Origin of the sequence: Pseudomonas sp. RC2C2 (assembly GCF_018390435.1) — a bacterium.
Classification (GTDB): Bacteria; Pseudomonadota; Gammaproteobacteria; order Pseudomonadales; family Pseudomonadaceae; genus Aquipseudomonas; species Aquipseudomonas donghuensis.
On record NZ_JAHBAX010000002.1, the window covers coordinates 1,207,506 to 1,221,163 of the forward strand.

The window sequence follows — 13,658 nt, forward strand, 5'->3', positions numbered from 1 at the left end:
CACATGGATGGCACACTTGCTCCCCTTGCTGGTATTGGCAACAACCCTTGGCAGCAGCGCCACGAGCCTGGCACAAAGCGTTGGCGGCCCACTCATGCCACTGCCGGTGCTACCGCAGGTGGCCGCCGAACGAGTCGAGTTGGGTCGCAAGCTGTTCTTCGATCCCCGTTTGTCGAGCAACAACGACTTGTCCTGCGCCAGTTGCCATCAACTCGACCACGGCGGCGCCGACCGTTTGCCGCACTCGCTCGGCGTCGATGGCAAACCCTTGCCGGTCAACACGCCCAGCGTGTTCAACGCCGCGCTGAATTTTCGCCAGTTCTGGGATGGCCGCGCGCAAACCCTGGAGCAGCAAGCGCACCTGGTGGTGCAAAGCCCGACTGAAATGGGCAGCGACTGGACGACAGTGGTGCAACGCATTGCCGCCGACCCGCAGTACCGCAGCAGCTTTGCCCAGGCCTACAGCGATGGCGTCAGCGAGCACAGCATCCAGAATGCCCTGGCCACCTTCCAGCGCACCTTGCTGACCCCCGGCTCGCGCTTCGACCGCTACCTGCAAGGCAACACCGAGATCCTCACAACCGAAGAAAAACACGGTTATCAGCGCTTTCAGGAGTACGGCTGCATCGCCTGCCACCAAGGGGTGAACATCGGCGGCAACATGTTCCAGAAGTTCGGTGTGCTGGGTGACTACTTCAAAGACCGCGGCAACCCGACCGAGGCAGACCTGGGCCGTTACAACGTCACTGGCGAGGAGGACGACCGGCATGTGTTCAAAGTGCCCAGCCTGCGCAATGTCGCGGTCACCGCACCGTACTTTCATGACGGCTCGGCGGCGACCCTGGAAGCGGCAGTCGATGTCATGTTCCGCTACCAGCTCGGGCGCACGCCAAGCGCCGAAGACAAGGCGCTGATTGTCCAGTTCCTCAAGACCCTGACCGGTGAATGGGAGGGCAAGCCATTATGAAACTGACCCACCGACGCGGTTTGCTCCTGCTGGGCGTCAGTGCGGCGCTGCTGGCCTCGGTCCTGGTGTACCTGTACTTCATGTCCAAGGCCGACGAAACACAAAACTACGCCCAGGCGCGCGACCTTGTCCGGCAGATCAAACAGTACAACTCCCAATGGGAAAACGAGATCCTCAAGGCGCGCATCACCATCAGCCACAACTATGATCCGCTGGTGTCGCCGCTGGTGGAGATGACGCGCTTGTGGCAAGCGTTCGAGACCGCAGAGGCCCTGCATGGCCAAAGCGACACACCCGCCTGGCGCACAGCCCATGCCGATTACCGGGATGCGCTGGCGCAGAAGTCCCGGCTGGTGGAGCAGTTCAAGTCGCATAACGCCGTGCTGCGCAATTCCCTGGCCTTCTTGCCGACCGCCGAAGATGGTATCCAGGCCCAGCTGGGGCAGCTTGCCGATGCCGACAAACTGCGCCTGCACAACATCGCCACCGACACCTACGACCTGATGCTCAGCAGCCTCGAATTCGCCCAGATGACCACCGACGACAAGGCCGCCGACATACTGGTCGGGCTGAACAAGCTGGCCATCAACAAAGACCGCCTGCCCATCGAGTTCCACGCCCCCATCGACATCCTCAGCAACCACATCGCCTTGATCCTTCGCGAGCAACCCAGGGTCAACCAGTTGCTTGAACAGATCGAGGCGGTGCCGGTGGCGGTACGCCTGGACGACATCACCTTGATGCTCGATCGCGACGAGCGCGCCGTGGCCCTGGTCGACCAGCAGTACCATTTCTACCTGCTGGTGTTCTCCACCCTGCTGGTCCTGCTGCTGATCTACATGGCCATACGCCTGATGCGCAGCTTTAGCGAGATCAACCGGGTCAACCGCGCCCTGCTCAGTGCCAACGACGAGCTTGAGCAACGGGTCGAGGAGCGCACCCGCCAGCTCAAGGACACTCAGAGCGAACTGCTCGATACCGCACGCCAGGCCGGCATGGCGGAAATCGCCACCAACGTTCTGCATAACGTCGGCAACGTGCTCAACAGCGTGAATATTTCCGCCGACCTGGTGACCCGAAAGCTGCGCACCAGCAAGGCCCTGGGCCTGGGCAAGGCCATGCAGCTGATCAATGAGCACCCCGACGACCTGGGGCGTTTCCTCAGTGAAGACGCCAAAGGCAAAATGCTCCCTGGCTACCTCAACCAGCTGGTCGAGGCGATCAGCCTTGAACAGAAGGAAATGGCCGACGAGCTGACCCAGTTGAGCAAGAGCGTCGATCACATCAAGGACATCGTCGCCACCCAGCAATCCTATGCCGGGGCCAGCACGTTGCTGGAGCCGCTGGAGGTCAGCACATTGCTCGAAGACGCCCTGCGCATGAACGCCGGCGCCCTCACCCGCCACCACGTCACGGTGCTCAAGGAATACGACGAGGTGCCGCGGATCATGGGGGACAAACACCGCCTGCTGCTGATTCTGATCAACCTGATCAGCAACGCCAAGTACGCCATGTCGGACGTATGCAACCACGCCCGCAACATGACCCTGGGGGTAAAACGGCTCGATGACGACACCCTGCAGATCAGCGTCACCGACGAAGGCGAAGGCATCGCCCCGGAAAACATCACGCGGATCTTTGCCCACGGTTTTACCACCCGTAAGGAAGGCCACGGCTTCGGCTTGCACAGCTGCGCCCTGGCCGCGGTGGAAATGAACGGCCATCTGCTTGCGTACAGCGACGGGCCTGGCAAGGGTGCGCGCTTCGTCCTGCAAATCCCGTTGATAATCGCCGAAGGTGAATCATGTCCGAGCCCTGCAACCGGCGCATCCTGCTGATCGATGACACGCCGGCGATCCATGACGATTTTCGCAAGATCCTGGCGCCGCAATCCGCCGTCAACGCCGACCTCGATGCCCTGGAAAGCGCCCTGTTCGGCGAAACGCCCAAGGCCGCCGCCACCGTGTTCGAACTCGATTCGGCCTACGGCGGCGAGGAAGGCCTGGGCAAACTGCTCGAGGCAGCGAGCCGTCAGCGCCCCTACGCCCTGGCCTTCGTCGACATGCGCATGCCCGATGGCTGGGATGGCGCGCAGACCATTGAAGCGCTGTGGCAGCACGACCCGTTGCTGCAGGTGGTGGTGTGCACGGCCTACTCGGACTATTCCTGGGATGAACTGCTCGACCGTCTGAACGGCCATGACCGCCTGCTGATCCTGAAGAAGCCGTTCGACAACATCGAAGTCTTGCAGATGGCCAACACCCTCACCACCAAATGGGAAATGACCGCCCGTGCCCAGTTGCAGATGAACGAACTGGAACAGCGCGTCGAGCAGCGCACCCTGGCCCTGACCCAGGCCAGCGCCGCCCTGCAGCGCGAGATCGACGAGCGCAAGCTGCTGGAAAGCCAGCTGGTGCAATCGGAAAAGCTCGCGTCGCTGGGCCAGTTGGCTGCAGGAGTCGCCCATGAGGTCAACAACCCGATCGGCTTCGTCTCGTCCAATCTAGGTGCACTGGACGAGTATTTCAGCCGCTTGCAGGGCATGCTCAAGGCCTACCGCGAGGCGGAAACGGCCATCGACCCGACAACACTCAGCGCGGACCTGGCAGAACTGCGCACCGAGATCGAACTGGACTACATCCTCGATGACATCCCGCTGCTGATCCGCGAGTCCAAGGACGGTATCAGCCGAGTCGGACGAATCGTCAAAGACCTCAAGGACTTCTCCAGGGTGGACTCGAACCATGACTGGCAATGGGCCAACCTGCAGCAGGGGATCGACTCGACCCTGAACATCGTTGCCAGCGAATTGAAGTACAAGGCCGATGTGATCAAAGACTATGGGGTAATGCCGGAGGTCGAGTGCCTGCCCTCGCAAATCAACCAGGTGATCATGAACCTGGTGGTCAACGCCGCCCAGGCCATAGGCCCAGAGCGCGGCACCATCACCTTGCGTACCGGCTGCGATGGCGAACAGGTGTGGATCGAAGTGGCCGACACCGGCAGTGGCATTGCCGCCGACAGCCTGCAAAAGATCTTCGACCCTTTCTACACCACCAAACCTGTGGGCCAGGGGACGGGGCTGGGCCTGTCGTTGTCGTACGGGATCATCAAGCGCCATCGAGGGGAAATCCGCGTGCACAGCGAGCTCGGTGCCGGCACTACATTCAGGATCGAGCTGCCAATACGTCAGGCGCGGGCGGCCTAGTTCTGCAGCACTGGCCTCATCGCGGGTCAAGCCCGCTCCTACGGTGGATCTGTGTACGCCGGACTTGTGGGCGCTGGCCTTGCCAGCGATCCAGCGCCAAGCGGTCGTAATCCAGACACCACCTGATGTGCTGGCTGTACCGGCCTCATCGCCGGCAAGGCCAGCTCCCACAGAGGTCGTAATCCAGACGCCATCTGATGTGCTGGCTGTACTGGCCCCATCGCTGGCAAGCCAGCTCCCACAGTGGATCTGTGTACACCGGACTTGTGGGAGCTGGCCTTGCCAGCGATCGAGCGCGCAGCGGTCGTAATCCAGACGCCACCTGATGTGCTGGCTGTACTGGCCCCATCGCTGGCAAGCCAGCTCCCACAGTGGATCTGCGTACGCCGGACTTGTGGGCGCTGGCCTTGCCAGCGATCGAGCGCGCAGCGGTCGTAATCCAGACACCACCTGATGTGCTGGCTGTACCGGCCCCATCGCTGGCAAGCCAGCTCCCACAGTGGATCTGTGTACGCCGGACTTGTGGGAGCTGGCCTTGCCCGGGATCGAGCGCGCAGCAGTCGTAATCCAGACACCACCTGATGTGCTGGCTGTACCGGCCCCATCGCTGGCAAGCCAGCTCCCACAGTGGATCTGTGTACGCCGGACTTGTGGGAGCGGGTCTTGCCCGCGATCGAGCGCGCAGCGGTCGTAATCCAGACGCCACCTGATGTGCTGGCTGTACCGGCCTCATAGCGCCCACAGGTCGCACATTTGCACGCCGTCAATGAAACGGGAAGATGTAGTTCATCCATGCCGCCATGCGCAGGAGAATCTTGCGCATCGTGGCAATATGCGGAAAGTGCTTGCTGTACAGCGCCGCCTGGCCGTAGGCACCGCCCGGCATCTGCTTGGCGTACTGGGCGAACGCCGGATCGTCGATCTCGATGATCACCGGCACGCGCCCGGGCGGGGGCGAACCGGTGTAGCTGACCAGGTTGCCGGAGGGCTGCACCTGACCTTCGCCAATCACCGCGATGACATTCTTGACCCTGCCGCGAAAGACCTTGCCCGGAATGCCGTCGAAGGCCACTTCCGCTTCATCGCCCGGCACCAGGCGCAACAAGCTGTTCTGGCGCATCCAGGCGGCGAAGTATTGGCCTTCGTCAGGGATGAACACCATTGACGGGCGCAGCGGCAAGGCACTGGCCATCATCCCCGCGCGCAGCGATACATGGGTGACATAGCCCTTGCTTGGCGCCCGTACCACGGTGCTGTCGAGTTCGAACTGGGCGTTGTCCAGTTGCGCCTGCAGGTCGTCGACCCGGGCGATGGCCGCTTCCTGCTCGCGGCGGGTACCGAAGTTGCGCTTGATCAGCTCGTTGATGCGGTACAGGTCGCCCCTGGCGGCGATGATCTGCGCCTTGAGCGAGCGCACACGGTGCTCGAACGGCGTCGGATCAATGCGAAACAACACATCGCCCTTCTCCAGCGGTTGGTTGCCTTTGACCGGCACCTCGATCACCTGGCCGGTCACCACCGGGATCACCGGCACCGAGACGAAATACGACCGCGCCACCTCCGAATACGGGTGGTTGTAGTTCATGGTGAAGATCAGGGCGCCAATCATGACGATGCCGCCGAGCACCGCAGTGGGCACCGTCCATTTGTTCAGCGGGATGCGAAACAGCTTGAAAATCGCCACACAGATCGCGGCGTAGGTGAGGATCAGCAACAGGTCCATGGCTCAGATGCCTTCGCCGGCATCGACAGTGGCGGATGTTCCCTCGAGGCGGTCGATGCGCTGCTGCAGCTCGACCACCTGCTGCTCCAGGCGCAGCACATGGCTTTGCGGCGACTTGCCGTCGCCAAACCCCCAGCCGCGATCTTCGCGATAGAGCATCGCCCAGATCCACAGGAATGGCCACAGCGCATGCAGGGTGAACAGGCTGACCCAGCCAGTGGCGTGGATCGCGTCCTGATGCGGGTGGTTGCGGTGCACGGCGATTTCATAAGGGATGTCGTGCAACACAATGATCCCGTAGAACAGCACCAGGCCGACAAAAATCAACAAACCCAAGGCGAAGTAATCAAGCATGATTGCTTACCAGCGCAGCGCTGTGAGAAGTGGCTTGAGTGTAGTTCACCCAACGCCTTGGCAACCGGCAGGTCACCCATACCGTTGGTCGTGCCACAGGGTCGGGGCGCGGCTCAAGGCGAACGACTCACGCAAGTGCCACAACGGCCATAGCAAGGCGGCGAAGACCGTCGTTGCGGCGACGGTCTTCGTGGCTTTCAGATCAAGGCTTGGCTTCATCCCCGCCGTGCGCAGCGGCCAGTGCCCGGGCTTTTTCCAGATGGGCCTGCAGGGTCGGCAGGGCCTGGGTGGCGAAGGCCTTGAGTTCAGCGTCCTTACCGTCCTTGGCGTAATCCTGGAACAGTTCGATGGCCGCTTCGTGGGCCTTGACCTGGTTGTTGGCATAGGCCTGGTCAAAGGACTTGGCGCCGCGCAGCTCGAGGATCATGGCCTTGGCCTTGTCGATCAGGTCGGCATCGGTGGAGACCTTTATGTCCTTGCTGGTGGCCAGCACCTTGAGCTTCTGGTTGGCCGCTCGATGATCCTTGACCATCATGTCGGCGAACGCCTTGACGTCACTGCTGGTGCCTTTCTCCTGGGCCAGCTTGCCCGCTTCAACCTCGGCCACGCCCTTGGCCGAGGCGTCTTCGACAAAGTCGTCGGCATCCTGGGCGGCATGGACGGCGCCGACAAGACTGAAGGCCAGTGCAAAGGCCCCGGTGCGCAAAAGTGTACTCATCATGAAAATCCTCGTCTGGGAGTGGTGCTTGGTGGTTTTTTGTGACCACTATCTGTTCTGAACCGCAGACAACGACAGAGGTTCCGGTTTTTCCAATGGAACTCACAAGTGCCGGTGGCTGCGTCCTGGACATTGAGCGACCGAACCCTATGAAGCCTGGCAAAGCGCACTTGCACGTCGGTATCTCGGGCTGGCGCTATGTCCCCGACAAGGCGCGGTTCGATGAGTTTCTCGCCCAACTGCCGCGCGCCGCTGCCCAGGCGTTGAAACTGGCGCACCTGCCCGCTTCACCACGCCAGCACCTGTGGGGAGCCTGCGGGGGAAAAAATCCGCAGCCCCGCGCCAGCGCCGACTATATTGACCTAGTCCCCGCCCGCAGCCAGAGCGCGCGCCATGCTGGATACCCATCAGCTGATCATCTGCGAACATTGCGACTGCGTGTACCAGAAGGCCAGCCTCGGCAAGCACCAGAAAGCCCTGTGTCAGTGCTGCGGCGCCGTGCTGCAGCGCTATAACGGCCTGAGCGTACAGCAGCGCCTGGCCTTGAGCGTCACTGCGCTGATCCTCTGGGTGTTCGCCAACTTCTACCCGATCATGAGCATCAGCCTCAAAGGCCTGCACAACAGCGCCACCCTGTGGGATTCGGTCAAGGCCCTGGCCACCGGGCCCATCACCTTCATCGCCCTGGTGGCGGCGATCTCGATCATCATCGCCCCGGTGTTCCAGTTGCTGTTGTTGATCTGGGTGCTCGGCTTTGCCCTGGCCGGCGGCCGCGCCCCGGGCTTCAGCCTGTGCATGCGCTGGCTGGAAACCCTGCGCCCGTGGAGCATGCTCGAGGTGTGCCTGCTCGGCGCCATGGTCGCGGTGTTCAAGCTGGCCGGCATGCTCGATGTGCTGCCGGGCATCGGCCTGCTGGCCCTGGCGGCCCTGAGCCTGCTGATATTGCGCATCGCCGGGCGCGATATCCGTGAACTCTGGGACCTGCTGCCATGAACCGCCCGCCGCGCGCCGCCGAACTCAACCTGGTGCTCTGCCACGCCTGCGGCATGGCCTGCGACAACAGCAACCAGCCGCACGAGTGCGAGCGCTGCGGTGCGCCGCTGCATGCGCACAAGCCCGATTCCCTGGCCCGTACCTGGGCCTACCTGATCGCCTCGCTGGTGCTCTACATCCCCGCCAACCTGCTGCCGGTGATGAACACCACGTTGTTCGGCAGCGGCGCCGACAGCACCATCATGAGCGGGGTCATGGAGTTCTGGGAGCACGGTGCCTGGGACATCGCCCTGATCATTTTCATTGCCAGCATCGCCGTGCCGGCGACCAAGTTCGTCGCCCTGGCCCTGCTGCTGATCACCGTGCAGCGCCAGAGCACCTGGGCGCAGACGCAACGGGCACGTCTGTACCGCTTCGTCGAGCTGATCGGCTACTGGTCGATGCTCGATGTGCTGGTGGTCGCCCTGGTGGCGGCGCTGGTCAAGTTCCAGGCCCTGGGCGACATCGCGCCACGCCCGGGCATTCTGTTTTTCGGCATGGTCGTGGTGCTGACCATGCTGGCGGCAATGAGTTTCGACCCTAGACTGATCTGGCAGCGCGACAAGGAGCAGGCCGATGACTGATACCCGCCAAGACAGCCCACAACCCGGCCAACCCGCGGTCAAGACCCGCCGTTTCAGCATCTCGCTGGTATGGATCGTGCCGCTGGTGGCCGTACTGGTGGGGTTGTCGCTGGTGGTGCACAACGTCATGCAGCAAGGCCCGACCATCGAGATCACCTTCAAGACCGGCCAGGGCCTGGAGGCCAACAAAACCGCGGTCAAGTACCGCAACGTGGTGATCGGCCAGGTCACCGCCGTGGAGCTGAGCAAGGACCAGAAGAACGTCACCGCCACGGTCAAGCTGGTCAAGCAGGCCGAAAACTTCACCCGTGAAGACGCCAAGTTCTGGGTGGTGCGCGCGCGCATCGGCGCCGGCGGCGTGTCGGGTATCGATACGTTGTTGTCCGGCGACTTCATCGGCGCTGACTCCGGCGAATCGAACACCCGCGCCAAGGCCTTCATCGGCCTCGAATCGCCACCGCCGATCACCTATGGCGAACCGGGCAAGCGCTTTTTCCTGCATGCCAGCGACCTTGGCTCGCTGGGCGTCGGCTCGCCGGTGTACTACCGCAAGATTCCGGTCGGCCAGGTAGTGGCCTACAGCCTCGACGAGAACGGCAAAGGGGTCAGTATCGAGGTGTTCATCAACGCGCCCAACGATGCCTTCGTCACCGACAACACCCGGTTCTGGAACGCCAGCGGTGTCGATGTCGAAGTCGGCGCCAACGGCTTTGCCTTTCGCACCGAGTCGCTGTCATCGGTGATCGTCGGCGGTATCGCCTTTCGCGCCCCGGACTACAGCCCCGACGATCAGGTGGCCGCCGAAGACCGCCAGTTCGAGCTGTTCGACGACCGCGCCCGGGCGCTCGCCCCGCCCCATGGCAAGGCACAGTACCTGAGCCTGCGCTTCGACCAGGCCCTGCGCGGCCTCAAGGTCGGTGCCCCGGTGGAATTCCTCGGGGTGGAAATCGGCTCGGTGGTTTCGGTGAACCTCGACTTCGACGTCGAAAAGCGCACCTTCCCGGTCAATGTCGGTATCGTCATCTACCCGCAACGCCTGGGCCGGGCCCACACCAAGCTGCTCAAGGCACTGAACCACGACCCCGACGACGAAAAGGCCGCCGCGCAATTGCTCGGCTCTTTCGTCGACAACGGCCTGCGCGCCCAGGCCCGCAGCGGCAACCTGCTCACCGGGCAACTGTACATCGCCCTGGATTTCGACCCCAAGGCGCCCAAGGTGGTGTTCGACCCCACAGCCCGGCCGATTACCATCCCCACCGTACCGGGTAGCCTGGAGCAACTGCAGGAGCAGTTCCAGGCCATGGTCGAAAAGCTCAACCGCCTGCCGCTCGAGCGCATCGCCAACAACCTCGACGCCAACCTGGTGGAATTGCGCAAAAGCTTGCAGCAGTTCAACAACCGCACCTTGCCGGGCGTCCAGGGCACCTTGCAGGAAGTCAGCAAGACCCTGCAGTCGGCCAACTCGACCCTGGCCGAGGACTCGCCGCAGCGCGAGCAACTGACCCAGACCCTCGACGAGCTGGGGCGCATGTCGCGCTCGCTGCGCGAGTTGGCCGATTACCTGGGACGCAATCCTGAATCGCTGCTGCGTGGCCGGCCCAAGGATGCACCCGCTGACTCGCTGAAACCTTCGTCGCGCAATTGACCGCAGGAGCACACCTATGGCGCATGCCTCCCCGTTTGCAGTGTTGAGCCTGGCGGTGTTGCTGGCCGCCTGCCGCAGCGACCCGATCCACTACCACACGCTGATCCCGCAGCAACCGGTGCCAGCCAGCAGCGTCGATATCCAGCTGGAGCAGGTCAGCGTGCCGCCCCAGGTCGATCGGCCACAGGTAGTGATTCGCCAGGGCAACAGCGGCCTGGCGATCCTCGAGACCGAATGGTGGGGCGCAAGCCTCGCCGACGAGTTGCGCAATGCCCTGGTCAACCAGTTCGTCAGCAGCACTGCCCAACCGCGCCAGGGCTTGCGCGTGGAGGTCCAGCGCTTTGACTCGGTGCCGGGGCAATACGCCCTGTTCGATGCCCGCTGGCGCTTGCGTGCCGGCAACGCGGTGCTGAACTGCCGCAGCGTGATCCAGACCCCGGCCGGCACCAGCATCGACGATCTGGTGCTGGCCCACCAACAGAACCTCAAACGCTTCACCGAGCTGGTCAGCCAGGCTGCCAGCGGCGGCGCCAGCCACTGCCCGGCGCTGCGCTGAAGACCGGACTGCCTGCCCGAGGACACGCTGATGGCCAACAATCACCCACTCCACCTGGGCACTGCCCGGGAACTGCTCGATGTATTGATCCGCGCCGGGCTGATCGCCGCCCTGGTGATGTTTTGCTTCGAGATCTTCCGACCGTTTCTCAGCCTGATGCTCTGGGCGGTGATCCTGGCGATCACCCTCTACCCCCTCAACCAGCGCCTGGGCGGCTGGCTTGGCGGGCGCCCGGGCTGGGCGGCGGTAGTGCTGGTGATCATTGGCCTGGCCTGCCTGATCGGGCCGTTGAGCCTGCTTGGTACTTCGGTGGCCGACACTGTGCAGCAGGGCATCCATGGTTTCGAGGACCAACACATCGAAATCCCGCCGCCGCCCGACAACGTGCGCGACTGGCCGCTGATCGGCGCGCCGCTGTACGGTATCTGGGCCCATGCCAGCAGCGACCTGAGCTGGGCGCTGTCGCAGGTGGCCCCGCACCTCAAGGGCGTGAGCAAGACCTTGCTGACCCAATTGGCCGGAATCGGCTCGGGCATCCTGGTGTTCGTGGTTGCCCTGGTGGTGGCCGGGGTCATCATGGCCAAGGGCGACAATGGCCAGCGCACGGCCGTGGCCATCGCCAAGCGCATTTCCGGGCCGCAGCGCGGCGAGCAACTGGCCGCGCTGTGCACCGCGACCATTCGCGCCGTGGCCCAGGGCGTGGTCGGCGTCGCCTTTGTGCAGATGCTGCTGGTTGGCATCGGCCTGGTGGTCATGGGCGTACCCGCGGCCGGCGTGCTGGCCCTGCTGGTACTGCTGCTGGGCATCACCCAACTGCCGGTACTGCTGGTTACCTTGCCGGTGGTGATCTACGTGTTTGCCCATGACGGGGTTGGCGTCAGCACGGTGATCTTCGCCATCTGGACCTTGCTCGCCGGGCTGTGCGACAACGTCCTCAAACCGTTGCTGCTGGGCCGCGGGGTTGCCGTGCCGATGCCGGTGGTGCTGATCGGGGCGCTTGGCGGCATGCTGACCAACGGCATCATCGGCCTGTTCATCGGCCCGGTGGTGCTGGCCGTGGGCTACGAGCTGTTCATGAGCTGGGTGGCGCAGCCGCTGGCCGCCGACAGCCCGGCCGAGGAGCCTGCACTGGAGCCGCCAGGCGCTTCGGGCAGCACCATGGACTAGACTTCAAGCACGGGGGCTGGCAACACAACGCTACCGGAGGTGCCCATGAGCCAGTACCAACGCCTATTCTTGATGGTCGGCTGCGACCTGCGCCACACCCCGGCACTGGAACGTGCCGCCGCCCTGGCGCACGCCACGGGCGCCGCCTTGCATATCTGCGCCTTTATCGACGAGGTCGATACCCTGGGCCTGATGAGCGGCGACGAGCAGCACCTGGACAAGCTGATGCAGGACAACCGCCAGTGGCTGGCCGATGAAGCCACCTTGCTGCATGAAAACGGCATCCGCGTCACCACCGACGTGATCCTGGCCCGGGAGGTGCTGCAAGCGGTACTGACCCAGGTGGCCGAAATCGGCCCGGACCTGCTGATCAAGGATGTACACCACGAAGCCCTGCTCAAGCGCCTGGTGGTGGCGCCGCTGGACTGGCAACTGCTGCGCGAGTGCCCGTGCCCGGTGCACCTGGTCACCGACGTGCATTGCCCGCTGCCGCGCATTGTTGTCGCCGCTGTCGACCCGACCCACCCCGAACACCCGCACAGCGACCTCAATGAAAGCGTGATCCAGGCCGCAGCCGACCTGGCTCGCCAATGCAGCGCCGAGTTGCACCTGTTGCATGTGTGCGACAGCGCCCACACCCACATGGCCGACTTCGGTGCTGGCACCGTGACCATGCCGGGCTTTGGCGATGATGTGCGCAAGTCGATTCACAAAGCCTTCGAGCGCTTGGCCGAGCGCCACGCGGTACCGGTTGAGCGCCAGCACTTTCTGTCGGCGCCTATTACTCGCAGCATCGCCGAGTTCGTCAGCCACAGCCGCGCCGACGTGCTGGTAATGGGCAATCACCCGCGCAAGCTGCTCGAACGCCTGACCGGCAGCACCACCGAGCACGTGCTGGAACAGCGCTTGTGCAACGTGCTGGCGATCCGCGGCGCGGCTTGAGCTTCAGTCGTACTCGGCTTCGGCGTGGTCGCCGAGCAAGCGGCGCTGGCGCGGCGTGGCGGCGGCCAGCACCGCCGGGTTGAACTGAAAGTGCAGGTAGGGCGAAAATTTTTGCGCGACCATGCGTCGGCCGTAGTGCACCTGCAGCATGTAACGGCTGCGCTCTGCGCTGCGGTTGTCGCTACCGGCGTGCCACAGCTCGCTGCGAAACACCAGGGCGTCGCCGGCCTGGCACAGCACCGGCTGCGGGGGACGGCCCTGCCAGCTGTGCTCATCCTTGCGTGGCGCGCGCCCTGCCCTGTGGCTCCCGGCAATCACCCGGGTCGGGCACAGGTCGGCGTCGATGTCATCCAGGTACAACTGCACGGTGCAGATCTGCATCGGCAGCTCAAAGGCCGGGTCGGCCATCAGCGCCGGGGCGGCCTCCATCATCAGGTAGTCCAGGTGCAACAGCATGCCCTGGTAACCCGGATGGCAGCGCCAGGCGGTCTGGCCGATGATATGGCAATCCTCACCCAACGCCCCCTCGGCCAGTTCGATCACCCCGGGCAGATCGAGGAACGCCAGCCACAGCGGGTCGCGGTTGAACACACACTTGTAGTGCTCGATCAGGCCGCCGCTGTAATCCCAGTGAAACGCTTTGAGCCGGTCGATGGCGTGACGCAGCAGGTTGACCTGCGCGCTGTCGAGCACGCCCGGCAACACCACGAAGCCGTCGCGGCTCAAGGCCTGCAGGTGCTGCGCGGTAGTGCGGTTCATCAG

13 protein-coding genes are annotated in these 13,658 nt (G+C 63.7%); 9 read left to right on the plus strand and 4 right to left on the minus strand.

What is annotated here, in order from left to right; all coding sequences use genetic code 11:
- Positions 1-7: 7 nt before the first annotated feature.
- Genes KHO53_RS24230 through KHO53_RS24240 form a run of 3 tightly spaced genes read left to right on the plus strand, consistent with a single transcriptional unit; the run spans position 8 to position 4,175 of the window.
- On the plus strand, positions 8-967 hold the full coding sequence (locus KHO53_RS24230; RefSeq protein WP_036997149.1) for a cytochrome-c peroxidase: 960 nt from the start codon (positions 8-10) through the stop codon (positions 965-967).
- On the plus strand, positions 964-2,805 hold the full coding sequence (locus KHO53_RS24235; RefSeq protein WP_010220141.1) for a DAHL domain-containing sensor histidine kinase: 1,842 nt from the start codon (positions 964-966) through the stop codon (positions 2,803-2,805). The genes KHO53_RS24230 and KHO53_RS24235 overlap by 4 nt, the downstream gene beginning before the upstream one ends.
- Positions 2,772-4,175, plus strand: a complete 1,404-nt coding sequence (locus KHO53_RS24240; RefSeq protein WP_036997147.1) for an ATP-binding protein — start codon at positions 2,772-2,774, stop codon at positions 4,173-4,175. Before KHO53_RS24235 ends, KHO53_RS24240 begins: the two co-directional genes overlap by 34 nt.
- A gap of 763 nt (positions 4,176-4,938) precedes the next feature.
- Here KHO53_RS24240 and KHO53_RS24245 read toward each other — a convergent pair.
- From KHO53_RS24245 to KHO53_RS24255, 3 genes are all read right to left on the minus strand, one after another.
- Positions 4,939-5,898, minus strand: a complete 960-nt coding sequence (locus KHO53_RS24245) for an HlyD family secretion protein (protein ID WP_010227121.1) — start codon at positions 5,896-5,898, stop codon at positions 4,939-4,941.
- A 3-nt stretch (positions 5,899-5,901) separates the two neighbouring features.
- Positions 5,902-6,252 (minus strand): DUF3302 domain-containing protein, encoded by a 351-nt coding sequence (locus KHO53_RS24250; RefSeq protein ID WP_010227119.1) that lies wholly within the window; start codon positions 6,250-6,252, stop codon positions 5,902-5,904.
- Positions 6,253-6,454: 202 nt separating this feature from the next.
- Positions 6,455-6,970, minus strand: a complete 516-nt coding sequence (locus KHO53_RS24255) for a DUF4142 domain-containing protein (RefSeq protein WP_010227117.1) — start codon at positions 6,968-6,970, stop codon at positions 6,455-6,457.
- Between the two features lie 393 nt (positions 6,971-7,363).
- On the opposite strand from KHO53_RS24255, the gene KHO53_RS24260 reads away from it, so the two are divergent.
- The 6 genes from KHO53_RS24260 to KHO53_RS24285 are packed head-to-tail and all read left to right on the plus strand — an operon-like array spanning position 7,364 to position 12,896.
- Positions 7,364-7,963, plus strand: a complete 600-nt coding sequence (locus KHO53_RS24260) for a paraquat-inducible protein A (RefSeq protein WP_010227115.1) — start codon at positions 7,364-7,366, stop codon at positions 7,961-7,963.
- The gene (locus tag KHO53_RS24265) at positions 7,960-8,586 is read left to right on the plus strand and encodes a paraquat-inducible protein A (protein ID WP_010227113.1); all 627 of its coding nucleotides are present in this window, start codon (positions 7,960-7,962) and stop codon (positions 8,584-8,586) included. Before KHO53_RS24260 ends, KHO53_RS24265 begins: the two co-directional genes overlap by 4 nt.
- Positions 8,579-10,231: a PqiB family protein gene (locus KHO53_RS24270; protein WP_213571084.1), complete on the plus strand. Its 1,653-nt coding sequence runs from the start codon at positions 8,579-8,581 to the stop codon at positions 10,229-10,231. Before KHO53_RS24265 ends, KHO53_RS24270 begins: the two co-directional genes overlap by 8 nt.
- 16 nt (positions 10,232-10,247) lie before the next feature.
- The gene (locus KHO53_RS24275; RefSeq protein ID WP_100783085.1) at positions 10,248-10,787 is read left to right on the plus strand and encodes a PqiC family protein; all 540 of its coding nucleotides are present in this window, start codon (positions 10,248-10,250) and stop codon (positions 10,785-10,787) included.
- A gap of 30 nt (positions 10,788-10,817) precedes the next feature.
- Positions 10,818-11,954, plus strand: coding sequence for an AI-2E family transporter (locus KHO53_RS24280; protein ID WP_213571086.1), 1,137 nt, complete (start codon positions 10,818-10,820; stop codon positions 11,952-11,954).
- Between the two features lie 45 nt (positions 11,955-11,999).
- Entirely contained in the window at positions 12,000-12,896 is an 897-nt protein-coding gene (locus KHO53_RS24285) for a universal stress protein (protein WP_213571088.1), read from the plus strand.
- Between the two features lie 3 nt (positions 12,897-12,899).
- On the opposite strand, the gene KHO53_RS24290 is transcribed toward KHO53_RS24285, so the two are convergent.
- Entirely contained in the window at positions 12,900-13,655 is a 756-nt protein-coding gene (locus KHO53_RS24290) for a phytanoyl-CoA dioxygenase family protein (RefSeq protein WP_213571090.1), read from the minus strand.
- Positions 13,656-13,658: the final 3 nt, after the last annotated feature.

Excerpts from the sequence above, each read along its gene's own strand:
- KHO53_RS24285 (WP_213571088.1), top strand. The coding sequence starts at position 12,000 with ATGAGCCAGTACCAACGCCTATTCTTGATGGTCGGCTGCGACCTGCGC.
- KHO53_RS24270 (WP_213571084.1), top strand. The coding sequence starts at position 8,579 with ATGACTGATACCCGCCAAGACAGCCCACAACCCGGCCAACCCGCGGTC.
- KHO53_RS24280 (WP_213571086.1), top strand. The coding sequence starts at position 10,818 with ATGGCCAACAATCACCCACTCCACCTGGGCACTGCCCGGGAACTGCTC.
- KHO53_RS24275 (WP_100783085.1), top strand. The coding sequence starts at position 10,248 with ATGGCGCATGCCTCCCCGTTTGCAGTGTTGAGCCTGGCGGTGTTGCTG.
- KHO53_RS24265 (WP_010227113.1), top strand. The coding sequence starts at position 7,960 with ATGAACCGCCCGCCGCGCGCCGCCGAACTCAACCTGGTGCTCTGCCAC.
- KHO53_RS24235 (WP_010220141.1), top strand. The coding sequence starts at position 964 with ATGAAACTGACCCACCGACGCGGTTTGCTCCTGCTGGGCGTCAGTGCG.
- KHO53_RS24240 (WP_036997147.1), top strand. The coding sequence starts at position 2,772 with ATGTCCGAGCCCTGCAACCGGCGCATCCTGCTGATCGATGACACGCCG.
- KHO53_RS24230 (WP_036997149.1), top strand. The coding sequence starts at position 8 with ATGGCACACTTGCTCCCCTTGCTGGTATTGGCAACAACCCTTGGCAGC.
- KHO53_RS24250 (WP_010227119.1), bottom strand. The coding sequence starts at position 6,252 with ATGCTTGATTACTTCGCCTTGGGTTTGTTGATTTTTGTCGGCCTGGTG.
- KHO53_RS24290 (WP_213571090.1), bottom strand. The coding sequence starts at position 13,655 with ATGAACCGCACTACCGCGCAGCACCTGCAGGCCTTGAGCCGCGACGGC.
- KHO53_RS24245 (WP_010227121.1), bottom strand. The coding sequence starts at position 5,898 with ATGGACCTGTTGCTGATCCTCACCTACGCCGCGATCTGTGTGGCGATT.
- KHO53_RS24255 (WP_010227117.1), bottom strand. The coding sequence starts at position 6,970 with ATGAGTACACTTTTGCGCACCGGGGCCTTTGCACTGGCCTTCAGTCTT.
- KHO53_RS24260 (WP_010227115.1), top strand. The coding sequence starts at position 7,364 with ATGCTGGATACCCATCAGCTGATCATCTGCGAACATTGCGACTGCGTG.